The sequence below is a fragment of the Celerinatantimonas yamalensis genome, assembly GCF_046054155.1.
Classification (GTDB): Bacteria; Pseudomonadota; Gammaproteobacteria; order Enterobacterales; family Celerinatantimonadaceae; genus Celerinatantimonas; species Celerinatantimonas yamalensis.
Map to the genome: position 1 here is coordinate 273,324 of NZ_JBEQCT010000001.1, position 23,643 is coordinate 296,966.

The following is a 23,643-nucleotide window of genomic DNA, read 5'->3' on the forward strand; positions in this document are numbered from 1 at the left end:
GATGATATGCCCACCAATTTACGTAAACAGTGTCATACTTTTCTCTCTGGAAATCACGAATATTCCCCCGCTGAATTATTTACCCAGATGGCGACATGGTGTGAAGCCCATCATGTGGAGCACGACACTTATGGGGAAGGGGAGACGATTGAGCAATTTGAGCAAAAAATTGCTGAGTTACTTGGATTTGAATCAGCGTTGTTTGTGATTAGCGGTACTATGACTCAACCCACAGTATTGCAACTGGCTTGTCAGCAGCGACGCTGTTATAACGTGGCTATGCACGAAACCTGTCACATTAATCGCCATGAAGGCCAAGGCTATCAGCTTCAAAATCGATTTCATGTTTTGCCGATTGGCGATCGCCATTCGCCTTGGCTGGTGGATGACCTTAAGGCGTGGCCAGATGAGCTTGCCGCTGCGGTTTATGAGCTGCCGATGCGTGAAATCGGAGGCCAGTTACCAAGCTTTGAGCAGTTATCTGCCATTAAAACTTACTGCCACGCGCAAAATATCCACCTGCATATGGATGGGGCTCGCCTTTGGGAGAGTGCTGCGTTTTACCAAAAAAGCTATGCAGATATCGCTCAAGGGTTTGATTCTGTTTATGTCTCCCTCTATAAAGGTGTGAATGGTCTGGGCGGTTCCATATTAGCAGGTGACAACGCCTTGATTGAAAAGGCCCGTTTATGGATGCGCCGTCAGGGTGGCAATGTCTATCATCGCACGCCCTATGTGGTGTCGGCTGCGATGCAGTTTGATGCCCGTCTTGCTGCGTTACCCAAATTATTTGCCCGAACCCAGCAGATTTACCAAATTTTTCAACGATATCCTGTCGTTACGCTTAATCCTAGTCAACCGCAGGCGAATATGTTGCATTGGTATTTACCGATGGATTTGGAGAAAGCCAATACGTTGCGCGACACGTTGGCCAAACAAAAAGGTATCTGGCTTGGTCATCCTCAAAGTGCGCCGCAACCGAATCAAAGTTTTATTGAGTGGTATGTGGGGGACCGCTTATTAACCATGCCTGATGATGAGCTGATCGCGCTGCTGGATTGGATTCAGAATTATCTGCATGCCGAACAGCGATAAACGATGATAGGCAATGGCTATGTTAGATAAAGCGAACATCTTAAAGTTAGTGCAGGTCAAAATGCCATTTGGCAAATATGCTGGCCGATTGTTAATCGATCTGCCGGAAGAGTATTTGTTTTGGTTTGATAAACAAGGTTTTCCTGAAGGGGAACTTGGTGAATTGATGCAGCTGTGTTTAATGCTTAAAATTGAAGGGCTAGATGAAGTTGTTCAGCCGTTAAAACGTCCCCAGTCATTCCTTTGATCGTCATTGATGTACAATATTGGAATGTCAATATTGAGCACTTTTTCTGATAACTGGCCGACATTTTGTCTCAACTAGCTTGTATTTATTGCCAAGAAGCGAAATGATGCTTATTTGAGTACTTGAATTAGGTTACATACGCATGCGATCAGTTTTAGAAAAGATGTCTGTACAGGAATTTTCTACCTATTTTGAGCGTTTGATTATTGAGTATGCAAAAGAAAATATAGCCTCTGGGCGTTGGCCTGAAAAAGGAGCGATTCAGCACTCACGGAGTGACCTTTGGGGTCTGTTACCCAACGGCATTTATACTGTAAATAATTATCTATTTAACATTACTAATCCTGAGAATGACACCTGTGTTGGGGCGCTATGGTTGGCCATAGATGAGGATATTCATACCGCTTTTATTTTTGATGTTTTAATTAAGAATGAATTTCGTCGACAAGGATTTGCAACGCGGGCTCTGGATGCTGTGCAGCGATATGCCAAGTCGTTGGGAATGAACCATATTGGCTTGCATGTGTTTAACCACAATACAGCGGCCAAACAACTGTATACTTTATTAGGCTTTCGAGAAGTTAGTTGCAATATGAACAAAGAGCTACTCTAAAACGACAATAATCGGCGGGTGCTAGTCGGTAATAAACAATCGGAGCTATGACTGTCGCGAAAACGACATAATAATAGGGCGTTTGCATGTTATTTAATTGTATAGAGGTCAGAGCAACGTTAAGCACTGATCATTTTTGAAAATGCCGAGAATGTTAAATTGCAGATTGCATGACATGTTTGTATCGGTATCGATGAATCAGCGGTCGCTATACGCAAAGTACTTCGCTGATTCATCTGACAGATGAAACTATAATTGTATAGATTAGTTATCTAACTGATTGAGCGAATAATTAATCGATATAAGTATCAAAAATCCCAGCATACGCTGGGATCAATGAGTATTAAATACTTTCACCAGTTTGCTGGCGCTGGTTTTGCGCTAATCGATGGAAGGTGTGCAAAATAGTTTGGCGATCAATAGTACCCAATACAATGCCGTTTTGAACCACTGGATAGAGTTTTGGGCGGCAAACCTGTGCATTCTCTAAATCGTCATTGAAACTACCTGGGATACGGTTTTGATTGGTTTGCTTGTTCTCAAACAATTTATTGGGATCAAACACCATATATGCAGCAAGTTCATCCACTGTTTCATCGGGTGAGACAGTAACGACCGAATCTCGCATAATGTCACCGACACAGTGATTAATATCGAAACTAAAGTCATTAGCCCACAGTTCTCGCAAAATATCTTGTTCTGAAACAAACCCAATTAGCTGGTGATCTTCGGTGACCACTGGCGCGGCAACAATATGATGATCCAACAACAATCCTAACGCACGATGCAGTCCGACTGATGCTTTTAACATTAATGGATTATCATTCATGAGGTCACGTATTAGCATTTTCTGAATGATCTGTAACATAACTTGATCTCCTTGCATTGAAAAAGGGCTAATCCTAGTTAGCTCAACTCGGTAACCATTGTTTCTTGCGGATTGGTTTGAGCTGATTTCGATTTGAAAATACTCCAAAATCCAAGTCCAATAACCACTGCACCACCGACAATATTACCTAGGGTGACAGGGATTAAATTATTAAAAATAAAGTTGCTCAACGTCAAATCAGAAAACTGCTGGCTCTGCATGCCGATTGCTTGCCAAAAGTTAGCATCTGCAAAATTGTGAATAACAATGCCCATTGGGATCATAAACATATTGGCCACACAGTGTTCAAATCCTGATGCAACAAACATAGCAACAGGTAAAACCATTAACATCGCTTTGGCTAAAACATTGTTGGTTGAAAAGGTTAACCATACGCCAAGGCACACCATCATGTTACATAATATTCCCAGAGTAAAGGCTTGAATAAATGTGTGGTGAATTTTGTGTTCAGCTAAATGCAGGACACTTAATCCCCATTGACCATTCATGGCCATGTGCATGCCAGCACCCATCATTAACAGAACAATAAAGAGCGAACCGACCAAGTTGCCACCGTAGACACGTAACCAGCAGCGTAGCAGTGCACTAAGAGAGACTTCGCCATTGGCATAGGACATAAACGACAACACGGTACTGGTGAATAACTCTGTACCGCATAGGACGACTAAAATTAACCCCATACTAAAGACGAGACCACCCGCTAAATGAACTAATCCCGAGTTGCCGCTACCGGTTGTAACGGTGACATAGAATACGAACGCGAGTGCGATAAACATGCCTGCTGCAATGGCCAGCATAAATGAGGTTTTAGGGGCTTTGGTAACTTTGTGATGACCATAATCTTTTGCTCGTAAGGTCATATCTGTTGGACTAATTGCCTCATTGGTTGATTGCGTATTCATGGTACTCAATAATTCCTTTTTACTGTAATCGACCGGATAGGTCATGCTTTAAACAACGGCGCTATTTTGCGTGAAGAGGCATAAAATAGAAATCTTTGATGGATGAAAACGCTGGAAATGAACACATTTGTTGACCCAGATCACACTTATTGAATGCAGGTATTTTTGATCGTAATCGCAGTCATTGATCGCTTTTTTGTCATCTAACCAATGAGCTCATTGGTGTATCTTTCGTTTGATCAAAAGGTTGGCACAGCAAGTTGAGACCCCCCCCCTACTCATTAGAATACCTATGAAAGATCTGATGAGCACTGCTGTGGTAACGATATCTGGGGCGGTTAACGTACGGAAATAATCATCAATTCATCACAATAACGACAGGTTTCATATCGTAAAAAACATTGATGATTCAAGTTGAAGCAAGCGAGGATCATGTCTGACGATATCATTAAGCAGCGTTATTACCGATCATTTACGCTAACGCTAATGGCTTCGCCTATCGCCAATGGCTACGGAAAGAGTGCTGAGTGCGATAAGAATCTCTGCACATGAAAATTTCAAACTTACCACGACTAAATAGGTGTGCACGAACCAAACTCGCCCCCATGAAATGAGTCTCTAAGAGGTAAATCTAGCCATTTTTATGTTGTCATTAGTATTTTACTGAGAAATGAACAGGGCACTATTTAAACCTGAGAATAGCGAATGTAAATAATAGTAATTTACATTTATATTATTATTTTTATTGGGTTGTGTTTTTATTATAACAACATAAAATGCGAATGGTTTTCATTTGCAAATAAGGATTTTCATGCCTGCTGTTTTCCGTCTATCTTTGCTTACCTTGTGCTGTCATCGTTTCTTGGTTCCCGTTCAGGCGGCAGAGCAAACCACGTTAGACACACTGCATGTCGTTGCTCAGTCAACGGGCAATACCTCTAAAACATCAGCAGCGCCTGATCAACAAAGCATTACGATTGATCAATTAAGTCAGTCGCAAATACACGCCGCTGAGCCGCAGTCACTCTCGGATGCGGTGTCGTTGTTGCCAGGTATTCAGGCCACCGGAACCAATAGTTATAGTTATACCTCCCGTGGGTTTGCCCTCAGTCGAGATAGTGTCAAAATTGATGGTATGAATGCTTGGGTTCTTAAGGATAATCAGATCCCACTCATTGCTATTGACCATGTGGATGTACTCAAAGGCGCGGGGTCAATGCTTTATGGCGGGCAGCCCGTGGGTGGCACATTAAATGTTGTGACGAAAAAACCTCAGGCGAAAAGCTACCATGTTGTTGAGATAGAGGGGGGAAGTTACGCCAGCCCGCAAACTAGCCGCTGGGTGGGTGGGCGGCGGATGGCATTTGACAGCACCGGTGCGCTCAATGATCAACAAACCTTGCTCTATCGGATTATTGGTGATTATAAGGGGCAAAGTGGCTTTGCCGAACAGCAAAATAACCATGGTTTTTATCTGACACCGATGCTGAGCTGGCAGCCGGATGATAGGCAATCATTCACTGCGCAGTTTGAGCTGACACGTTACCGCTATAATGATGCCTCTGCTTTGGTGGCACCTGAGAACAATATTGATCGCGTCGCGAGCATCTCGACTAACTACTATGGCCCACAAAATCAAGCCACTGATCAGGGCGTGTCGGCAACCTTGACTTATCAGCGGAAGTTGCCGAATACGTGGCAAAATACGACTCGTTGGCGCAGCGTTTGGCATCGTGATGAACGAGCTAATTTTGATGTCAGTAGTGTGTCTCAATCATGGGTAACACGGCGTTATCGGCATGTATTAAATCACCAAACAAATCATCAAGTTGACAGCTATTTCACGGGGCAATGGCAGAGTGGCTCTATTGAGCATTTCATGACTTTGGGTGGCAGTTATGCTCATACGCGGAATGACTTTAATCGGCTTAGTTGGGGGAAGAATGATCATGCGCTGAATGTATCGGTGTATTCACCTCAATTTAGCCATGTCGATATTGCCAATATCTCTCATCCGTCAGGATCGGATCGCGTATTCAGCTATGATACCTATAGCTTATATGCTCAGGATGTATTGGCACTGAGCGAGAAATTAAATCTGCAAGTCGGTGGTCGCATCGATTGGCAGCACCGTGAACTGGATATCATCACCCACAGTCAATCTGCGTATAGTGCTGCATTTAGGCACTATTGGGTACCCAATGCGGGCATAAGTTATCAGATCAATCCGTCGCTTCGCTGGCACGTGGGTTACTCTCAGTCTTATCAGAGCAGTAGCTTGCAAAATAGCGATGTGAGTGGACAAAGCTTTGAGCCAACGCGAGGCATACAGTACGAAACGGGACTGCATTTTACGCCCAACCAACCGTGGAGCGGCGACTTAAACCTTTTTCATATTATTAAAAAGAATGTGATCGTGCAAAATAGTTCCGGGGATGATGTTGCCCTAGGACGGGTGCGGAGTCAGGGGGCTGAACTGTCGGTCGTGCTGCAAGCCAATGCAGCATTGAATATCATCGCTGCGTATACCTACCTCGATACCAAAGTACTGGAGGGGGATCAGTCGAGCCAGTCGAATACGGGCAATGCTTTTATCAATGCACCTCATCATCGCATCAGTGTACAAAGTTATTACCAAGCTACGCCCGTGCTACGGGTTGGCGCCATTGTTCGTGCTCAAACGAGCAGTTTCGGCAGCAGTGATAATCAACTGATTTTACCCGGCTTCGCAACGGTCGATTTGACTAGCCGTTATCAACTTAACGCGAAAACGACATTGGATCTGAGTGTTAAAAATGTATTTGATAAAACTTACTATTCATCGGCAAAAAGTGCCATAGCCATCAATGCAGGTGAGCCGCGTTACTTGCAAGCAAAGCTACGTTATCTGTTCTAGATAAAGCCTCCAGCCTTGCTTGACAGAGCAAGGCTACTCCTTTTGATATTGGCAAAATGGATATTGCTCTTGATACGATATCAAGCTTATTGGGTCGTTACTGATTCTCGTTTTAAATGTCGGAATATGAGATCTATGTGCATGCCAACAGAGTATCTCTAATTGAAATATCGCATGGACTAATGGCGGCCTCAATAGATGAATATGATATCTTTGCTGGTAAAGTGCGGTTTGCCCATGCTCACATTATTATTTTAGATTCGGGAGATTGTTATGATCCAAGTCCATCATCTAGAACACTCGCGCTCGATACGGGTGCTGTGGCTACTCGAAGAGTTAGGTGTTGACTATGAGGTCGTGCATTATCGGCGCGATCCCAAAACCAAAGAGGCCCCTGAGTCACTGAAAAAAGTGCACCCACTGGGTAAATCACCCATCATTACCGATGGGGAGTTAACCATTGCTGAATCGGGGGCAATTATTGAATATTTAATTGATACCTATGGGCAGGGCCGGATGCGTCCGCAGACAGGTGAGGCCTTGCTAGAGTATCGGTATTGGTTACATTTTGCTGAAGGTTCATTGATGCCATTATTGGTGATGAAAATGGTGCTGGGGATGGTTGAAAAGGCGCCGATGCCATTTTTTATTCGACCCATTGCTCGAAAAATTGTCGCTGGGATTGATCAGCGCTTTACCCTGCCGCGACTGAAACCGCAGTTAGCGCTTATCGAAGCGCACTTGCAAGATCGCGGTTGGTTTGCTGGCCATGACTTAAGTGGCGCAGATATTCAAATGGCTCTGTCGCTGCAATTTTGCCTATCTAGCTTGCCAGATATGTCCGATTACCCACAAATTCGCAGTTATGTTGAGCGAGTCGAGCGGTTACCCGCTTATCAGCGAGCGGGCAAGAAAAGCGAATAGGGCTGGCCAATACACCACAGTTCTAAGTGATGGGGTAAAGCATCTGAGGTATGAGTGATAAGGTATAGTGATGTTCCTGTGGCGCACAACCCGCTAACCATCTAACAGCCTTGTTATGCTTGATGTATTTGCTGAATAGGTCATTTACCCTGACCGATGGGGCAATAGTTGGATCTATTCAGTATCTACTCAATGAAGTGGTGGCTACTTCGATATGATATCCCGAGATATTAAATATCGGAGTGGAAGTATCGGCATCATTGTGTTGAAGAACATTCAGAATTGACAAAAGGGTAACGCACTGACATAAAGGTGCTTGCATGACAATGAAAAAAATTTTTGCCGTTGATAAACGCCATTTTTTTTCGTAAATAAACAGCGAAGAACGTTGTGCTAACGGGGCGTAAAACATAGCCATCTATGGTATATGCCCGTTCTGGGAGATGGATTCAAACTTGTAAGTGTTTGTTGTTCGCTTGTGTATAAGCGTTAGTGATTAAGGATATTTTCATGTCAATCCATAGTTTATTTGCTTTATTTTGCGCCATGTTGGTTTTAGCCTTAGTTCCGGGGCCCGCTGTTTTCGCGATTATTGCGCGCTCTTTTTCTTCGGGTAAATTACATGCGTTGTATATGACTGCGGGTATTGTGTGTGGCGATTATTTTTTCATCGTTCTTTCTTTATTTGGTTTGTCGGCACTTGCAAAAGTCATGGGCACAACGTTCATTGTTATTAAGTACCTTAGTGCAATTTATTTAATGTGGCTTGGGGTTAAGCTGTTACGGACTAAAAGAACCTCAATTGATATCAAAGAATCAAAAAATTCGTCATTAATGTCTAACTTCTTGACGGGACTGTTTATTACATTAGGTAATCCAAAAGCAATTTTGTTTTATGTTGGTTTTTTCCCAGCATTTATTAATGTCAGTCATGTTGGATTAAATGATGTAGGTTTCATTATGTTAGCAGCCACATTGGCTTTTGGCAGCGTGAATATGTGCTACTCCGTGTTAGCCGTAAAAGCAAAAAACTTTTTTAAGTCGCCCAAATCATCGACCATTTTTAACAAAACAGCAGGCACGATCATGGTTTCAACAGGGGTTTTAGTGGCAATAAGAGCCTAACTGTTAGTTAACAATGAATACAGAGCGAGCTATCTCGCTACACTTGTATTTTAGCTATCTGCACTTTGTCTGTTATGGAAGGCTCTATTGCCACGAAACTTAGCATCAATCTAGGGCACTTGAAGCTTAACGCTGCAATCTGAGTGCAGCGCTCGTGACAGAGAAGCTCTTTCAAACTATCCATGTTCACTGCTTGAAGGCTATGGTTAGAAGACTTGTTTAAAGGGTTTGACAACTGTCGAGGCATAGACGCCAGCTGCGACATATGGGTCGTGTGCCGCCCATTGCTTGGCGTCATCAAGGCTATCAAATTCTGCAATGACCGTGGAGCCGGTGAAACCATTCGGGCCCGGATCCATACTGTCTATCGCTGGCATTGGGCCAGCAACGAGTAAGCGGCCTTCATCACGCAGTTGCTGCAACCGCGCCAAGTGGGCAGGACGTGCGCTTTGCCGCGCAGCTAGGCTGTCAGCTACATCTTCAGAAACGATTACATACCACATCATTAATCCTTATCCTCTTTAGTGGGTTCTTTGGGTAAATAGCGATAGATATAGATAACCGATACGACGGTAAACGCTAATGTGGCCCCAAATAGACCAAATACTTTGAAATCAACCCAGATTTGCTGACTGAGTGAAAAGGCCACATACAGGTTTGCGATGGCGCAAATAGCAAAAAATATCGCCCAAGCTAAGTTCAGTCGATTCCAAATATGCTCCGGTAGCTCCATCTCTTTGCCTAACATACGTTTGAGTGCGGGCGCTTTGAAGCCATATTGTGTCACTAATAATATGATAGTGAAAAGGGCGTAAATAACGGTTACTTTCCATTTAATAAAGACATCATTGTGTAAGGCAATGGTTAAACCACCAAAAACAGCAACGGCTAAAAAGGTAATAAGATGGGTCTTCTCAACACGCCGATAACGTAAATAGTAAACAACCAGCATTAAACCTGTGGCAATAATAAGTGCCCCACTAGCCATATAAATGTCATACATCTTATACACAATGAAAAAGATGATCAGCGGGATAAATTCAAGTAACTGTTTCATGCATGCTTCCGGTTTATCGGTGAAGGGCACTAGCTCAATGCCTATAACTAGTGCCCATCATAGCGATTATCCTCTAAAGGTCAATTACGTGCAGTGGCAGCCTTCATCCGCTGTGTGAATTGCTTAAGCGCTTCACACATCAGTGTTGGGTTATCTAAGTGATCGGCAATAATTTTAACCACTGCCGAGCCAGAGATTGCTCCGGCAGCACCCGCGGCAATTGCAGCGCTCACCTGTTCAGGCTGGGAAATCCCAAAGCCGAGCAAAGCGGGTGGGGCATTATGTTTTTTCAATATATCGAGCAAATGCTCTACGGGTGTACCGGCTTTGGTTTCTGCGCCGGTCACCCCCGCGCGGCTAACCAAATAGGTATAACCGGAGCCCATTTCAGCAATAGTCGCCAGCGTTGCATCATCGGCATTGGGCGGAGCAATAAAAATAGAGTCAATCTGATAGCGATTTGCCACATCTCTAAAACTACTCGCTTCAATAGTGGGTACATCCGCTATCAACACCGAATCGACCCCAGCATCACTGAGCTGATGATAGAAGCTATCAACCCCAGTACTATAGACAAGATTAGCATACAAAAGCAGTCCGATAGGTAGGTCAGGGTAGCGGCGACGAATGTCAGCTAACATCTTGATACATAGGCTCGGTTTAGCTCCTGCCGTCAATGCGCGAATATTTGCCCCTTGAATGGTTGGACCATCAGCGACAGGATCGGAAAATGGAAAACCCAGTTCCAGTGCATCAGCGCCGCCTGCAACCAAGGCATCGACAACTGCCAAGGATTGTTCATAACTAGGATCACCGAGCGTTACAAAGGGAACAAAAGCGCCTTCATTGGCGTGATTAAGACGATCAAACATCTGTAGATAGCGGCTCATTTATACTCCTCCCGATGGGCAAACATATCAGCAACTTGGAAGATATCTTTATCCCCCCGGCCAGACAAATTAACGACCAGTAATTGTTCTTTTTCTGGGTGTTGATGGATCATTTTTAATGCATAAGCGAGCGCATGGGATGATTCCAGCGCGGGGATAATCCCTTCATGACGAGACAACTCTTCGAAAGCACTGAGCGCTTCGTCATCAGTGACTGAAACATAATCGGCGCGGCCAATGCTGTTCAAATAAGCATGTTGTGGCCCAACCGATGGAAAATCAAGACCAGCGGAAACGGAATAAGACTCTTCAATTTGCCCTTCACTGTCTTGCATCAATAACGAACGCATGCCAAAGAAAATTCCTTCTCGGCCATGTTTAAGTGGTGCGCCGTGTTGACCGGTTTCAATCCCTTTGCCCGCTGGTTCTACGCCAATGAGGCGTACACTTTCGTCAGGGATAAAATCATTAAACAGACCAATAGCGTTGGAGCCGCCGCCCACGCAAGCGATCAATGCATCGGGCAAGCGCCCCTCATGAGCGAGTATCTGTTGCTTGGCTTCTTCCCCGATCATTTTTTGAAATTCCCGGACAATTGTTGGAAAGGGGTGAGGGCCCGCTGCCGTCCCCAGCATATAGTGACTGGTTTCATAGCTTCCAGACCAATCACGCAGCGCCTCATTGCAGGCATCTTTGAGAGTGGATGAGCCACTATGTACTGGAATTACCTCAGCACCCATCAGCTTCATCCGAAAAACATTGGGTTTTTGCCGCTCCATATCTTTGGCACCCATATAGATGCGGCATTTTAAGTTCATCAGTGCACAGGCTAAAGCCGTGGCAACCCCATGCTGGCCTGCCCCTGTTTCAGCGATAACTTCGGTTTTACCCATTCGTTTGGTGAGTAACGCTTGCCCTAATACCTGATTGGTTTTATGGGCACCACCGTGCAATAAATCTTCGCGTTTTAAATACAGTTTTGTGTTTGTGCCTTGGGTGAGATTACGACACAGCGTCAGTGGTGTTGGGCGTCCCGCAAACTCATTGAGCAACGTTTGAAACTCTTGTGCAAATTCAGGATCTGTTTGCGAATCGATAAATGCTTGTTCCAGCTGATCAAGGGCTGGTAGTAAAATTTGCGGAACATATTGTCCGCCAAATTCACCAAAATAACGTTCTAATTTACTCATAACACTCTCTTTCAATTAATAATGGCGCAACGAGCGAAAAACTGCTGCGAGTTTGTTTGCGTCTTTTTGTCCCACTGATGATTCAACACCTGAGTTAACATCAAGTCCCAGTGCGCCCAGCTGTGATGCTTGGGCAATATTATCAGGGCCCAATCCACCGGCTAGCATCGCTTGGCTGACGATCCCATCGACTAATGTCCAATCAAAACTTTGCCCGGTGCCGCCACTTTGCGCGCCACACTGGCAGTCAAATAAGGTGCGATCGGCGCTTTGGCATAACGCTGGGCGTTGCTCGCTGACGCCAACGGCTTTCCAGATCTGACAATGAACGGGCAGCGTTTGACGCAGAGCACTGATATACGCATCTGACTCTTGGCCATGCAACTGCACCACAGCTAGTTGCAATTGCTTCTGGGTTTCGATGATTTGTGCCATAGGCGCATCGACAAATACTCCGACATAGTTCAGTGGTGCAGCTTGAATAATCAGTGCAGCGCTTGCCAGACTCAGAGCGCGAGGTGATTGTTCAGCAAAAATCAAACCTCCATAAACAGCGCCCGCTTGGTAGGCGTTTTGCGCATCGATAGGGCGGGTTAATCCACACACTTTATGTTCACCGAGGATCATTTTGCGACAAGCCATCTCAATGTCGCTTTGCTCCATAATGGAACTGCCCACTAAAAAGGCATTCACCTTCGGGCTCAAACGACGCACATCTTGGTTGGTGTAGATCCCTGATTCTGACACAATGATACGATCGGCTGGGATGTGTACAGCTAACTTTTCGGTGCGAGTTAAATCAATTGACATATCGCGTAAGTCGCGGTTATTAATGCCAATAACCGGTGCATCTAGCGCGATGGCTCGATCAAGTTCGGCTTGATTACTCACTTCAGTCAGATAGTCCAAACCCAATGAGCGCGCCACATCAGCTAGGGACTGATACAACTCATCATCGAGCACTGAGAGCATTAGCAAGATGACATCGGCTTGATAAAAGCGTGCTAAATAGACCTGATATGGATCGATGAAAAAATCTTTACACAAAATAGGCTGGTGGGCATGCTGGCGCACAATGGGTAAAAATTCGTGGCTGCCTTGAAAGTATTTTTCATCGGTGAGTACAGAAATAGCCGCTGCATGACGGTTATAAACACGGCTAATTGCAACGAGATCAAACTGCTCACGAATTTGTCCTTTGGACGGAGATGCTTTTTTACATTCTAAAATAAATTGCGTGTCCGATTGCGTTAACGCATCGACAAAACTGCGATCGCTCAATGTGAGTTGGTCTTTAAATGATGCCAGTGGCTGTTGTTGTTTGCGTGCGGCTACCCACGTTAGCTTATCGGCCACAATTTGATCTAAAATAGTCCCAGTTTCTCGGATGATCACTGACTTTTCTCCGCAAGTTGACGAACCAATGCCAATGGTCGTGCTGAGCGCATCTCAGTGAGCGCGAGTTCAGTGCCTTCAGATAGCGTACTTACTTTACCGGCTAATTTTAATAATAAGGCGACATTAACCGCCACTGCATTTAAGTGGGCTGGATGGCCTTTACCTTGCAATAGTTGCTCGCTAATTTGGCGGTTTTGCTCAGGTGTTCCACCTTCGAGTTCACTAATACTTGCTATTTCGACCCCAAAATCACTCGGTGTAAGTTGATAGTACTCAATGCTGTCACCGTTAACTTCTGCCACATCAGTCGCGCCATGTAAGGCAACTTCATCAAGACCATCACCGTAGATGACCATGACCTTTTTCATCCCCATTTGTTGGAATGTCTCAGCGACCGGTTTGAGTAGGTTTTTATCATAAACCCCCATGATTTCCATGGTCGGATGGGCAGGGTTAATGAGTGGCCCCAATACGTTAAATAAAGTACGGGTTTTAAGAATCTTACGGATCGGCATGGCATGGCGAATACCCTGATGGTATTGCGGTGCATACAAAAAGCAGACGTTGAGATCATCAAGGCACTGACGAGCTGTTTGTGCAGACATCTCAATATTGATTCCCAGCGCGGCTAAAAGATCGGACGAGCCTGATTTGCTCGACACGCTGCGGTTACCATGTTTGGCAACTTTGACGCCAAGGCTTGCGGCGACAAAGGCGGCTGTTGTTGAAATATTAATGGTGTTATAGCCATCACCACCGGTGCCTACAATATCGGCGAACTCATAATCAGGTGTTGGAAATGGTGCCGCATTAGCCAATAACGCCTGTGCGGCGCCAGCAATCTCTACGGACGTTTCACCTTTGATTTTAAGTGCTACCAATAAGGCACTGATGAGCACAGGATCCATTTCACCTTTGACGATCTGATCGAAAACCTGTTGGCTTTGCGCCAACGAAAGATCGTCGCCTTGATAAAGTATTTCTAAAAGTTCGTTCATACTACGTTGTCCTCCGATTGACATGTGACCCAGTCCAGTGTTTGTTGTAAGAGTTTTTCACCTTGGCAAGTGAGAATTGATTCGGGATGAAATTGAAAGCCAATGGTGCGATCTGCGCTGTTGAACACGGCCATTGGCAAGCCTGCAAAGTGTGCACAGACAGTTAAAGTCTCAGGCACTTGGGTCGCAACCAATGAGTGATAGCGAGCGACCGGCAGTGGATGACTCAAGCCTCGGAACATGCGCTGACCGTCATGTTCAATGGCTGAAGCTTTACCATGGATCGTTTCTGGAGCGCGTTCAATTTTGCCGCCATAGTATTCGACTAAAGCTTGATGACCGAGGCAGATCCCAATTATTGGGATCTCGGCTTTACATAATCCGATAAGCTCTAACATACAACCCGCTTGGCGAGGATTTCCCGGACCTGGTGAGAGTACTAAAACGGGGTCATCACTTTGCTGAAGCTGCGCTTTGATGGTGGCTGCGGGTAGGTTATTGCGGTAAATTTTGACCGGATAGCCCATCGCGCGAAATTGATCCACTAAGTTATATGTAAATGAATCAAAGTTATCGAGTAAGAAAATAGTTTTAGCCACGAGACACCTCCGCTAATGTTGAGCCATGTGCACAGGCAATCGCATTAATGACCGCGGCTGCTTTGGTACGCGTTTCATCTGCTTCTGCTTGGGGAATCGAATCATAAACTACACCTGCGCCCGCTTGAATTTGCGCCACCCCATCTTTGACAAAAGCTGAGCGGATCACAATGCAGGTATCCATACTGCCATTGCCGGTGAGATAACCGACCGCACCGCCGTAGCTGCCACGTCGTTTGCCCTCATGTTGGCGAATAAGCTGAGCGGCACTAATTTTGGGTGCCCCTGTTAATGTGCCCATATTCATGCTGGCTTGATAGGCATGTAGCGCATCGAGATCGTCACGTAACGTGCCTACCACGCGAGACACTAAGTGCATTACATGGCTATAGCGATCAACTTTAAGCAGATTAGCCACATGGCGACTGCCTGGATTACTAATTCGAGCCACATCATTGCGGGCTAGATCGACCAACATTAGATGCTCGGCGGTTTCTTTTTTATCCATCCGTAATTCCAATTCCAGCCGACCATCAAGATCTAAATTAAGTGTCCCATCGGGATTGCGGCCGCGAGGGCGAGTCCCAGCGATGGGATAAATTTCTACTTGGCGGCTGTCATGCGAGTATTTGATGGCACTTTCTGGCGATGCCCCAAACATGGCAAATTCGGGATCGTTTAAAAAAAACATATAGGGGCTGGGATTATTCTGTTTGAGCTGACGATATGCAGCGAGGTTATTCGGACACTCTAAATAGAAACAACGAGAGGGAACAACCTGAAAAATGTCGCCATTGATGATCGACTCTTTGAGCTTAGCGACCATCGTGCCATATTGCGCATCACTTAAATCAGTAGTGACTTTCCCGTGATACGCGCTTATTTGCTCTGTTACCGGCATGGTTGGGTTTTGGCAGGCTTCACGCAGCGCTGCAAAACGACTGTTGAGCGTAAGCCGATATTCGGGGTGATTGCCAAACAGACTTCCGATTAATTCGCTGCGCTGGGTTTGATGGTCGATAATGAGCAAGGTTTCGGCTAAATAAAACTGAAAGTCTGGCAGTTGATTATCCCCCTTGGCGACGTCTAGCAGTTGCTCAAAGCTGGCAATAAAATCGAAACTAAAAGCGCCCCCAATAAATAGTCCCTCAGGATGAGTGGCCAGCGGGCCATATAAGCTAATTAATTCGCGCAGGGCCGTCACCGGGGATAATGCTTTTAAACGGCTATCTTCATCAAGATCGGGCGCTGGGCGAGGGAAGTCGAGGGTGAGACGGGTTTGGCTGCAATCACTGATGAGGCTTGGAATAAAGTGTTCAGCCAGCACTGCTACCACTTGTTTACCATTATCAGTCATGGCTTGAAAACAAACTTGCCGACCATGGCAGGTAATTTTGACGGCACAATCGAGTAGTATCAAACTTTTTAAATCAGCCTTGCTGTCAATTTCTGCCGATTCTAGTAAGACGCTCTCTTGCTGCGAATGGTATAATTGTTGGTAGAGTGCCAAAGGATCATCAACATAATTGACCTGTTCAATAATATTGGTCAGTGATGGTTTATGTCCCGTCATATTTTTCTCCCGCCATATAATAAAAAAGCCCGCATTTAATGCGGGCTTTATGGAATTTGGTTGTTATCTATGCACAACAAATCACACCCGCGTAAAAGGAGTGTGCCACCACCAGATAATTGCCATGTTGAAGTGGATTGTTGTCATGTTTAATCTCTCTTAATTTGATACCATTAGTTAAACGGAAAATGGTAATTAAAGTCAAGTGATAATTAATGGAGAGTTATGAAAATTGATTTGCATTGTCATACCACAGCTTCAGATGGTGGGTTAACGCCTAAAGAGCTGGTGTTGCGAGCAGAGAATATGCAAGTTGATTATCTGGCGATTACCGACCACGATACCACAGCGGCCATTGAGCCTGCTCGGCAAGCGGCCAAGCGTGTGCAAATTATTGAAGGAGTTGAAATTTCAACCCAGTGGCAAGGGTTTGATATTCATATTGTGGGTCTAGGCTTTGCGCTCGAGCATCAAGTGTTGCAAAATGCGCTGCATGAACAGCGATTAAAACGTGACAGCCGTGCCCGTGAAATCAGTATTCGTTTAGCTAAACGCGGAATTGAACCGGTGTATGCTGATGCACTAACACTTGCCCAAGGCGGATCGGTGACCCGAGCCCATATTGCCCAAGTATTGGTGAACCGAGGTAAGGTTAAATCATTTACTCAAGTATTTAACCAATATATGACCCGGGGAAAACCTGGATATGTGCCGAATCAATGGATGAGTATGGCGCAGGCTGTGGCATTATTACATCAAGCAGGCGGGGTTGCGGTGTTAGCGCACCCTTTAAACTATCAACTATCGAATAAGTGGGTTCGGCGACTGGTTAGCGAATTTGCTGATGTTGGTGGGGATGCAATTGAAGTGGGGATGCCACAGCTAAAACCGGATCATCAACGCTGGTTAGTCGATTTAGCCAATCAACATCAATTATTGGCATCGGTTGGCTCTGATTTTCATCGACCAATGCCGTGGCGGGAGTTGGGACGCTATTTGGCGCTTCCCGAAACCGTCTCACCTGTCTGGCAGCAATTTTTGCCAGACTATGACATAAAAACAAAAGGGGAATGTCATGAGTCAATATTTTCAGGTTCATCCCGAGAACCCGCAGTCTCGATTAATGAGTCAAGCTGCCGCCATCATTCTTGAAGGGGGGGTTGTCATTTACCCGACCGATTCAGGTTATGCGATCGGATCGCTCGCGGGCGATAAGCAGGCCTTAGCACGCATTATTCGGATCCGGCAACTCGATCCGCATCATCATTTAACGTTGATGTGTCGTGATTTGTCCGAACTGTCGGTCTATGCTCGCGTTGAAAATAGTGTTTTTCGTTTGTTACGTAATAATACGCCGGGGCCGTATACATTTATCTTGCGTGGGACCAAAGAAGTGCCGCGGCGCTTACTCAACGAGAAACGTAAAACGATTGGTTTGCGTGTTCCTGATTCACCGATCGCATTAGCATTGTTAGATGCCGTCGGCGAGCCAATGCTCTCAGGGAGCTTGATTTTACCCGGTAATGATTTTGCAGAGTCTGACCCCGAAGTGATTCGCGACAAGCTGGAAAAACAAGTCGATCTCATTATTGATGGTGGGATCGTGGGTGAGCAACCGACGACAGTGGTTGATTTATCTGATGATGAAGTGGTGATTCTGCGCCATGGGCATGGTGATGTGTCACCGTTTCAATGAGGAATAATGCTTGAGTGATCAAAGCAATTTACCCTTTGATGAGGCTCATCATCAGCTTATTTTTGCCACGGTTAATGGTGAACCGTGGCTTGATACACCCACTGATCTCTATATTCCACCCGATGCATTAGAGATTATTTTAGAGCGTTTTGAAGGGCCGCTTGATCTATTGCTTTATCTGATTCGCCGTCAAAAACTGAATATTATCGAGTTGCCAGTTTTAGAGATTACGCGCCAATATATGAATTATGTCTCAACCATGGCCGCGTTAAAACTTGAATTGGCAGCAGAGTATCTGGTGATGGCAGCGTTATTAGCTGAGATTAAATCTCGGATGTTGTTGCCTAAGCCACCTGATTCAGATGACGATGAAGAAGATGATCCAAGGGCGATATTGATTAGGCGTCTACAAGAATATGAATTGTATAGAAATAGCGCCGAACAAGTCGATGCATTGCCTCGTTGTGAGAGAGACATCTATGTGGCCACCCTGGATAAACCCGATGATTTACCGCGTGCGGTGCTTTATCCTGATGTAGACTTAAGTGAACTCGTTGCGGCGCTATCGAGGGTGATCCAACATGCCGAGCAATTTGAGCGCCATGAAGTGAGCCGACAAAAACTCTCGACACGGCAACGAATGAGCGATATTTTAGCGCGCCTTGAAGCGGGTGTGTTGTATGACTTTGTAGCACTGTTTGATATAAAAGAAGGGCGCATGGGGGTGATTGTTACCTTTATGGCTATTTTAGAGCTTACAAAGAACCGCTTAATTAGGTGTTTACAAAATCAGCCGTTATCGCCCATTCAGGTGACACTATACGAAGCCGACGAAACAATGGCAGTTGAGGTCGAGCATGGCCAATAGTGGCGATAAACTGAATTTAATTCAATTGGTGGAAGCGGCACTGTTCGTCGCAGGACGGCCATTAACCATCAGCGATCTGCAACAGACTGTTTTAGCACAGTTTAAGATAGCTAAAGGACAGGTCGTGATGATTTTGGATGAATTGGCGAGCCGTTATCAGCACAGTGGGTTGGAATTGCGTGAGGTCGCAAGTGGCTGGCGTTTTCAAGCCAAAAGTGAGTTTGCCGAGCATTTATCGATGCTTTGGCAAGAGAAACCACCCCGTTATAGCCGCGCATTACTTGAAACGTTAACGATTATTGCTTATCGCCAACCAGTCACGCGCGGCGAAATTGAGTCGATACGCGGGGTGGCTGTTAGTTCCTCGATCGTGAGTACTCTCAAAGAACGAGATTGGGTACGTGAAGTGGGCCACAAAGAGGTCCCTGGACGACCAGCATTGCTGGCAACGACCCCTAAATTTTTAGATTATTTTAACTTAAAGAGTCTCGAAGAATTGCCCGAGTTGGATCAATCTTTACTTGAAAAAATTCCTCAGGACTTTCAGACTTAGCGCAATTTCATAAGTGGATCATATTTACATGAGCGAAAAACTACAAAAAGTCCTTGCCCGTTGTGGCCTAGGCTCCCGTCGTGAGATGGAGGCGGCTATCGATGCAGGTCGAGCCAGTATTAATGGCCAACAGGCCAAGCTGGGCGATCGTGTCGAGGCTGAGGATATTATCCGCTTCGATGCTCAAGTTATTGATACCAAACGCGCGGCCGAAGAGCCATGTCGGGTATTGATGTATCATAAATCTGATGGTGAGATCTGCTCACGGCAGGACCCTGAAGGACGTACAACGGTGTTTGAGCGATTGCCTCGTTTGATCACGGGGCGTTGGATAGCGGTTGGACGTTTAGACATCAACACTCAGGGATTACTATTGTTCACTAATGATGGTGAATTAGCGAATCGATTGATGCATCCACGTTTTGAAATTGAGCGTGAATATGCGGTCCGTATCTTTGGTGAAGTCAACGATGGTATCGTGCAGCGACTGCGTACTGGCGTGCAATTAGAAGATGGGATGGCGCATTTTACTAACATTAAACGCCAAGGCGGTGAAGGCCTAAACCAATGGCTTAAAGTGACCTTAAATGAAGGGCGTAATCGTGAAGTGCGTCGTTTGTGGGAATCACAAGACGTGCAGGTAAGCCGTCTTATTCGGACTCGATATGGCCAGTTAAGTTTGCCTAAACAGCTGCCGCGCAGCGCTTGGAAAGAAATTGATTTAGCCACTGTGAATTATCTTCGCCAGTTGGTGCAATTACCCGCTGAGCAAAAAACGCTGTTAAAAGAGGGGGGGAAAGACCGTACCCGAAGTGCCCGTATTCGCCGTTCTGTACGTAAACATCAAATTCGTCAACGCCAACAGAATTAGTCGATATCACAGCCATAAATGTCTGGTTGCAGCGAGTTAAACCACCTAAAGGTTCGCCTTAGGTGGTTTTTTATTTAGTGATGATTGAAATCCGTTAATGTCAGAGCAATTGCACCTTGCTGACACATTGTATCAATGGCTTGCTGTCCGTCATGGGACTGAATATTCACTGCATCCATACCATCACAGAGCAGATAGCACTCAAATCCCTCTTTGAGCGCATCCAGCACAGTATTAAGGACGCAGTAATCGGTGGCTAAGCCACAGATGAAAAGTCGCTTCACGGCGCTGTGTTGGAGCTGCGTAGCTAACTCTGTCCCATCAAACGCGGAATAAGCATCTTTTGCTGAGGTGGTTGCCTTGGAAACTAACCAAGCTTGGGTGGGCCAGCGATAATCGGCACTGATTTGTGCGCCTTCACTATTGCGTACGCAATGGACGGGCCAGGGCCCACCTTGCTGGCTAAAAGAGCAATGGTCTTGAGGGTGCCAATCGCGGCTGAGAATGATGGTCGACTGAGCCCGCTCAAATAGTTCGGTATACCGATTGATGGGTTCAATAATCTGGGCGGCGCTTTTGATACCGAGTGAGCCGTTGGGTAAAAAGTCATTTTGCAAATCGATAATCATCAACGCATCCGATGATCTAGGAGTTATATCTTGCTGGGTGTGGGTCATCGTTGCTCCTTGCTGGTGAATAGTTTGGTGAATTAGTCGTGATGGCTTTTCTCGTCGCTTTTTCTATATTAAACGTATTAATATCGGATTGAAAAGAGATGTGATCGCCTCGAAGAAATCGTCGGCGCAGCAAATAAGATAATGCGAGTTGATTTGCATTGAGTCAAAGCGTTATTGTTGTTCACAGATGTTAAGCAGTGCGCTGCAATCGGTGTATACTTACAAAGGATATACATAAAAATGGGTGGATGTGATGCGACACTATGACTCGGATTTTAATTCGCCACAGGGGCTGTCGGATTATGATATCGACGCTAAAAATCATGCTCTCGTAGCTTATATCCTGATGATTCTTGGTGTTTTTACTGGCGTACTATGGATAGTCGGTGCGCTATGGGCGATGGTGAAAGTAAATGATGCTCGCGGCAGCCTGTTTGAAGATCACTATCAAAATATTATTAGCGTATTTTGGTGGGGATTCGTCTGGGGAATTATTGGATTTGCCTTAGCAATCTTATTGGTTGGTTATATCATTATCGCATTGGCGTGGCTGTGGGCCGTGTACCGAATTATTCTTGGGCTAGTTCGTTTAAACGCAAACCGACCCTATTATTGTTTATTGAATCCTGACTTTTCATAGTACAGTGCTACTTGTTTTAAGGGGCAGTGGGTGGTTTATAGTGTAACAGTTGGGCAATAGGCATGGGTTTGGCGTAAAGCCAGCCTTGCGCATATTCAGCGTGATGTTCCCTTAAAAATTCAGCTTGCTCCCATGTTTCAACCCCTTCAGCAATGACACTTTTGCCCAAACTATGGGCCATCGCGATCGTTGCTCGTGTAATTGCTGCATCGCGTTCAAGTTCTGTTACCCCATCGATAAATGATCGATCAATTTTCAGGTAGGCTGCAGGTAGCAGTTGTAGATAGCGCAGCGATGCATGTCCGGTGCCAAAGTCATCGATGGCAAAACGTATTCCGGCTTCTTGCAACTTAGCCATCTGATTGACGGCTGCGTCTAAATCACCAATCACTGAATGTTCCGTCACTTCTAGTTTTAGGCAATGCGGGGGCAGTTGGAAGTCATGTAAGGTGAGTAATACATAATCGGTAAAGCGCATATCGACTAAGTCTGCACTACTGATGTTGACGGACATATAAAGATCGACATTGAATTGAAGATAAATTGACGCGAATTCCTGGCAGGTGTATTTAATGATCCACCGAGTGAGCGATTTGATCAAACCGCTACTTTCAGCAATGGGAATAAACTCGGTGGGAGAGACATACTCGCCTGATTTCCAAGGCCAACGGATCAGCGCCTCAAACCCAACCATGTTACCATCACTGAGTTTAACGATCGGTTGATAGAGCATTTCAAATTGGCTAGCTCGAATCGCCTCGGTTAATTTATTTTCGATTTCAAAACTGCGCGAGAGTTGACTCTCTTGCGCGGGTTCATAGCTTTCGACACTGATCCCATTTGGCATTTCGGGGGCTGAATGCATGACTGTATTGACACGGTTAATAATTTCATCTGGAATATTAAATTCCGGTGAAATATGAGCAATACCAATGGAACAACAGATGGTTAAATTGGGTTCTTGGGGTAGTAGCGGCTTTTCGAGCAGGGCATTAAGGCGCAACAAAAACTTCGATTGGACTTCACTTTGATTATATTGTTTGAGTATGGCAAAACGATCATCACGAATGCGGGCAATAAAAGTATGCTCAGGTCGAATTTGCTGCAAAATATATGATATGGCGCGCAGCAGTGCATCGCCATAGGCCTGACCAAAAATATGGTTCACGATACGAAAGCGCTGGATATTCAAAATTAATAGTTGATAGTTTTGATCGGCTTGTGTTTGGCAAATATAGGTCAGCTTTTGGACGAATAGCTGTTGACCAGGTAAGCCCGTGAGTGGGTCATACAAGGTTTTCTGAAGTAGGTTTTGCTGCACTTCAACTATTTTTTTATCGCGCCACAGCTCTGTTTTAATAATATTTGCCAACATTTTCAGCTGTTCAATTTGGGCCTGTTCAAATCTTCGAGGTTCTGTGTCAATGACGCAGAGTGTCCCCACCGGTTGATTATTATCACTTAAAATGGCGCAACCTAAGTAAGCACGAATGTGAGGACTTTGAGTGACCAGTGGATTGGCACAAAAGCGCGGGTCAAGATGGGTGTCTTCAATAATGAGTAACCCGTCAGGGGCGATGATCGTCTGCGCGCAGATAGGGCAATTGCGTAAAATGGAGTGAAGCTGGATGCCAATACTCGCCTTGACCCATTGTTTATCGCGGTCAATAAGGGAGAATAATGCCCCAGAGGTCTGTGCAATGTGCTGCGCTAATTCGACTAATTGCTCAAAATGTTCTTGTGACTCAGAGTCTAATAACTCAAGGTCTGTTAATGCGTCAGTGCGTTGTAATTCATCTTCAGGGATCGGGGCTTTTACCCAACCTTTTGTTATCTTGGAAACCATAACCGATATTTAAATAGCTTGATGTGATCGAATGGGTTTATTGAGCATAGTTAATTTTTAATCACTTGGGCAATCTTTCACATTGTTGCAGTTTAA

Annotated in this window: 24 protein-coding genes; 12 read left to right on the top strand and 12 right to left on the bottom strand. The window is 45.2% G+C overall.

Going from position 1 to position 23,643, the window contains the following annotated elements; genetic code table 11:
• Positions 1–6 precede the first annotated feature (6 nt).
• The 3 genes from ABUE30_RS01345 (at position 7) to ABUE30_RS01355 (ending at position 1,955) form a co-directional block, all read left to right on the top strand.
• Entirely contained in the window at positions 7–1,095 is a 1,089-nt protein-coding gene (locus ABUE30_RS01345) for a threonine aldolase family protein (protein WP_408621888.1), read from the top strand.
• A gap of 19 nt (positions 1,096–1,114) precedes the next feature.
• On the top strand, positions 1,115–1,342 hold the full coding sequence (locus ABUE30_RS01350) for a DUF3820 family protein (protein ID WP_408621889.1): 228 nt from the start codon (positions 1,115–1,117) through the stop codon (positions 1,340–1,342).
• A 142-nt stretch (positions 1,343–1,484) separates the two neighbouring features.
• Positions 1,485–1,955: a GNAT family N-acetyltransferase gene (locus ABUE30_RS01355; protein WP_408621890.1), complete on the top strand. Its 471-nt coding sequence runs from the start codon at positions 1,485–1,487 to the stop codon at positions 1,953–1,955.
• A gap of 343 nt (positions 1,956–2,298) precedes the next feature.
• Here ABUE30_RS01355 and ABUE30_RS01360 read toward each other — a convergent pair whose 3' ends face one another.
• Together ABUE30_RS01360 and focA are read right to left on the bottom strand one after the other, a co-directional pair.
• Entirely contained in the window at positions 2,299–2,823 is a 525-nt protein-coding gene (locus ABUE30_RS01360) for a CBS domain-containing protein (protein ID WP_408621891.1), read from the bottom strand.
• A 38-nt stretch (positions 2,824–2,861) separates the two neighbouring features.
• Entirely contained in the window at positions 2,862–3,746 is an 885-nt protein-coding gene (gene focA / locus ABUE30_RS01365; RefSeq protein WP_408621892.1) for a formate transporter FocA, read from the bottom strand.
• Between the two features lie 811 nt (positions 3,747–4,557).
• Between focA and ABUE30_RS01370 the strand changes: the two genes are divergently transcribed.
• From ABUE30_RS01370 to ABUE30_RS01380, 3 genes are all read left to right on the top strand, one after another.
• Positions 4,558–6,642: a TonB-dependent siderophore receptor gene (locus ABUE30_RS01370; RefSeq protein ID WP_408621893.1), complete on the top strand. Its 2,085-nt coding sequence runs from the start codon at positions 4,558–4,560 to the stop codon at positions 6,640–6,642.
• Between the two features lie 273 nt (positions 6,643–6,915).
• Positions 6,916–7,566: a glutathione S-transferase family protein gene (locus ABUE30_RS01375; protein WP_408621894.1), complete on the top strand. Its 651-nt coding sequence runs from the start codon at positions 6,916–6,918 to the stop codon at positions 7,564–7,566.
• Between the two features lie 546 nt (positions 7,567–8,112).
• Entirely contained in the window at positions 8,113–8,691 is a 579-nt protein-coding gene (locus ABUE30_RS01380) for a LysE family translocator (RefSeq protein WP_408622512.1), read from the top strand.
• A gap of 206 nt (positions 8,692–8,897) precedes the next feature.
• Here ABUE30_RS01380 and ABUE30_RS01385 read toward each other — a convergent pair whose 3' ends face one another.
• The 8 genes from ABUE30_RS01385 to ABUE30_RS01420 form a co-directional block, all read right to left on the bottom strand.
• Positions 8,898–9,194: a YciI family protein gene (locus tag ABUE30_RS01385; protein ID WP_408621895.1), complete on the bottom strand. Its 297-nt coding sequence runs from the start codon at positions 9,192–9,194 to the stop codon at positions 8,898–8,900.
• A gap of 2 nt (positions 9,195–9,196) precedes the next feature.
• Positions 9,197–9,748 (bottom strand): septation protein A, encoded by a 552-nt coding sequence (locus ABUE30_RS01390; RefSeq protein ID WP_408621896.1) that lies wholly within the window; start codon positions 9,746–9,748, stop codon positions 9,197–9,199.
• Between the two features lie 80 nt (positions 9,749–9,828).
• Complete coding sequence (trpA, locus tag ABUE30_RS01395) at positions 9,829–10,638, bottom strand: tryptophan synthase subunit alpha (protein WP_408621897.1); 810 nt, start codon at positions 10,636–10,638, stop codon at positions 9,829–9,831.
• On the bottom strand, positions 10,635–11,828 hold the full coding sequence (gene trpB, locus ABUE30_RS01400; RefSeq protein ID WP_408621898.1) for a tryptophan synthase subunit beta: 1,194 nt from the start codon (positions 11,826–11,828) through the stop codon (positions 10,635–10,637). The genes trpA and trpB overlap by 4 nt, the downstream gene beginning before the upstream one ends.
• A 15-nt stretch (positions 11,829–11,843) precedes the next feature.
• Positions 11,844–13,223 carry a bifunctional indole-3-glycerol-phosphate synthase TrpC/phosphoribosylanthranilate isomerase TrpF gene (gene trpCF / locus ABUE30_RS01405; RefSeq protein ID WP_408621899.1) on the bottom strand — a complete coding sequence of 460 codons (1,380 nt, stop codon included), beginning with the start codon at positions 13,221–13,223 and terminating at the stop codon, positions 11,844–11,846.
• On the bottom strand, positions 13,220–14,224 hold the full coding sequence (gene trpD / locus ABUE30_RS01410; RefSeq protein ID WP_408621900.1) for an anthranilate phosphoribosyltransferase: 1,005 nt from the start codon (positions 14,222–14,224) through the stop codon (positions 13,220–13,222). Before trpD ends, trpCF begins: the two co-directional genes overlap by 4 nt.
• Positions 14,221–14,823 carry an aminodeoxychorismate/anthranilate synthase component II gene (locus ABUE30_RS01415; protein ID WP_408621901.1) on the bottom strand — a complete coding sequence of 201 codons (603 nt, stop codon included), beginning with the start codon at positions 14,821–14,823 and terminating at the stop codon, positions 14,221–14,223. The genes trpD and ABUE30_RS01415 overlap by 4 nt, the downstream gene beginning before the upstream one ends.
• The gene (locus tag ABUE30_RS01420; RefSeq protein WP_408621902.1) at positions 14,816–16,396 is read right to left on the bottom strand and encodes an anthranilate synthase component 1; all 1,581 of its coding nucleotides are present in this window, start codon (positions 16,394–16,396) and stop codon (positions 14,816–14,818) included. Before ABUE30_RS01420 ends, ABUE30_RS01415 begins: the two co-directional genes overlap by 8 nt.
• A 225-nt stretch (positions 16,397–16,621) precedes the next feature.
• Between ABUE30_RS01420 and ABUE30_RS01425 the strand changes: the two genes are divergently transcribed.
• The 5 genes from ABUE30_RS01425 to rluB are packed head-to-tail and all read left to right on the top strand — an operon-like array spanning position 16,622 to position 20,384.
• Entirely contained in the window at positions 16,622–17,548 is a 927-nt protein-coding gene (locus ABUE30_RS01425; RefSeq protein ID WP_408621903.1) for a PHP domain-containing protein, read from the top strand.
• Positions 17,472–18,092, top strand: coding sequence for an L-threonylcarbamoyladenylate synthase (locus ABUE30_RS01430; protein WP_408621904.1), 621 nt, complete (start codon positions 17,472–17,474; stop codon positions 18,090–18,092). Before ABUE30_RS01425 ends, ABUE30_RS01430 begins: the two co-directional genes overlap by 77 nt.
• A 10-nt stretch (positions 18,093–18,102) precedes the next feature.
• Positions 18,103–18,960: a segregation and condensation protein A gene (locus tag ABUE30_RS01435; RefSeq protein WP_408621905.1), complete on the top strand. Its 858-nt coding sequence runs from the start codon at positions 18,103–18,105 to the stop codon at positions 18,958–18,960.
• Complete coding sequence (gene scpB / locus ABUE30_RS01440; protein ID WP_408621906.1) at positions 18,950–19,513, top strand: SMC-Scp complex subunit ScpB; 564 nt, start codon at positions 18,950–18,952, stop codon at positions 19,511–19,513. The genes ABUE30_RS01435 and scpB overlap by 11 nt, the downstream gene beginning before the upstream one ends.
• A gap of 28 nt (positions 19,514–19,541) precedes the next feature.
• Positions 19,542–20,384 (top strand): 23S rRNA pseudouridine(2605) synthase RluB, encoded by an 843-nt coding sequence (gene rluB, locus ABUE30_RS01445; protein WP_408621907.1) that lies wholly within the window; start codon positions 19,542–19,544, stop codon positions 20,382–20,384.
• Between the two features lie 74 nt (positions 20,385–20,458).
• On the opposite strand, the gene ABUE30_RS01450 is transcribed toward rluB, so the two are convergent.
• The gene (locus ABUE30_RS01450; protein ID WP_408621908.1) at positions 20,459–21,061 is read right to left on the bottom strand and encodes an isochorismatase family protein; all 603 of its coding nucleotides are present in this window, start codon (positions 21,059–21,061) and stop codon (positions 20,459–20,461) included.
• A gap of 253 nt (positions 21,062–21,314) precedes the next feature.
• Between ABUE30_RS01450 and ABUE30_RS01455 the strand changes: the two genes are divergently transcribed.
• Positions 21,315–21,701, top strand: a complete 387-nt coding sequence (locus ABUE30_RS01455; RefSeq protein ID WP_408621909.1) for a DUF4870 family protein — start codon at positions 21,315–21,317, stop codon at positions 21,699–21,701.
• Between the two features lie 16 nt (positions 21,702–21,717).
• On the opposite strand, the gene ABUE30_RS01460 is transcribed toward ABUE30_RS01455, so the two are convergent.
• Positions 21,718–23,547 carry a putative bifunctional diguanylate cyclase/phosphodiesterase gene (locus tag ABUE30_RS01460; protein ID WP_408621910.1) on the bottom strand — a complete coding sequence of 610 codons (1,830 nt, stop codon included), beginning with the start codon at positions 23,545–23,547 and terminating at the stop codon, positions 21,718–21,720.
• Positions 23,548–23,643 lie beyond the last annotated feature (96 nt).

What these genes read in the sequence shown, in the direction of transcription:
- ABUE30_RS01345 (WP_408621888.1), top strand. Translation starts at nt 7, where the DNA reads ATGCCCACCAATTTACGTAAACAGTGTCATACTTTTCTCTCTGGAAAT.
- ABUE30_RS01350 (WP_408621889.1), top strand. Translation starts at nt 1,115, where the DNA reads ATGTTAGATAAAGCGAACATCTTAAAGTTAGTGCAGGTCAAAATGCCA.
- ABUE30_RS01355 (WP_408621890.1), top strand. Translation starts at nt 1,485, where the DNA reads ATGCGATCAGTTTTAGAAAAGATGTCTGTACAGGAATTTTCTACCTAT.
- ABUE30_RS01360 (WP_408621891.1), bottom strand. Translation starts at nt 2,823, where the DNA reads ATGTTACAGATCATTCAGAAAATGCTAATACGTGACCTCATGAATGAT.
- focA (WP_408621892.1), bottom strand. Translation starts at nt 3,746, where the DNA reads ATGAATACGCAATCAACCAATGAGGCAATTAGTCCAACAGATATGACC.
- ABUE30_RS01370 (WP_408621893.1), top strand. Translation starts at nt 4,558, where the DNA reads ATGCCTGCTGTTTTCCGTCTATCTTTGCTTACCTTGTGCTGTCATCGT.
- ABUE30_RS01375 (WP_408621894.1), top strand. Translation starts at nt 6,916, where the DNA reads ATGATCCAAGTCCATCATCTAGAACACTCGCGCTCGATACGGGTGCTG.
- ABUE30_RS01380 (WP_408622512.1), top strand. Translation starts at nt 8,113, where the DNA reads ATGTTGGTTTTAGCCTTAGTTCCGGGGCCCGCTGTTTTCGCGATTATT.
- ABUE30_RS01385 (WP_408621895.1), bottom strand. Translation starts at nt 9,194, where the DNA reads ATGTGGTATGTAATCGTTTCTGAAGATGTAGCTGACAGCCTAGCTGCG.
- ABUE30_RS01390 (WP_408621896.1), bottom strand. Translation starts at nt 9,748, where the DNA reads ATGAAACAGTTACTTGAATTTATCCCGCTGATCATCTTTTTCATTGTG.
- trpA (WP_408621897.1), bottom strand. Translation starts at nt 10,638, where the DNA reads ATGAGCCGCTATCTACAGATGTTTGATCGTCTTAATCACGCCAATGAA.
- trpB (WP_408621898.1), bottom strand. Translation starts at nt 11,828, where the DNA reads ATGAGTAAATTAGAACGTTATTTTGGTGAATTTGGCGGACAATATGTT.
- trpD (WP_408621900.1), bottom strand. Translation starts at nt 14,224, where the DNA reads ATGAACGAACTTTTAGAAATACTTTATCAAGGCGACGATCTTTCGTTG.
- ABUE30_RS01420 (WP_408621902.1), bottom strand. Translation starts at nt 16,396, where the DNA reads ATGACGGGACATAAACCATCACTGACCAATATTATTGAACAGGTCAAT.
- ABUE30_RS01425 (WP_408621903.1), top strand. Translation starts at nt 16,622, where the DNA reads ATGAAAATTGATTTGCATTGTCATACCACAGCTTCAGATGGTGGGTTA.
- ABUE30_RS01430 (WP_408621904.1), top strand. Translation starts at nt 17,472, where the DNA reads ATGAGTCAATATTTTCAGGTTCATCCCGAGAACCCGCAGTCTCGATTA.
- scpB (WP_408621906.1), top strand. Translation starts at nt 18,950, where the DNA reads ATGGCCAATAGTGGCGATAAACTGAATTTAATTCAATTGGTGGAAGCG.
- rluB (WP_408621907.1), top strand. Translation starts at nt 19,542, where the DNA reads ATGAGCGAAAAACTACAAAAAGTCCTTGCCCGTTGTGGCCTAGGCTCC.
- ABUE30_RS01450 (WP_408621908.1), bottom strand. Translation starts at nt 21,061, where the DNA reads ATGACCCACACCCAGCAAGATATAACTCCTAGATCATCGGATGCGTTG.
- ABUE30_RS01455 (WP_408621909.1), top strand. Translation starts at nt 21,315, where the DNA reads ATGCGACACTATGACTCGGATTTTAATTCGCCACAGGGGCTGTCGGAT.
- ABUE30_RS01460 (WP_408621910.1), bottom strand. Translation starts at nt 23,547, where the DNA reads ATGGTTTCCAAGATAACAAAAGGTTGGGTAAAAGCCCCGATCCCTGAA.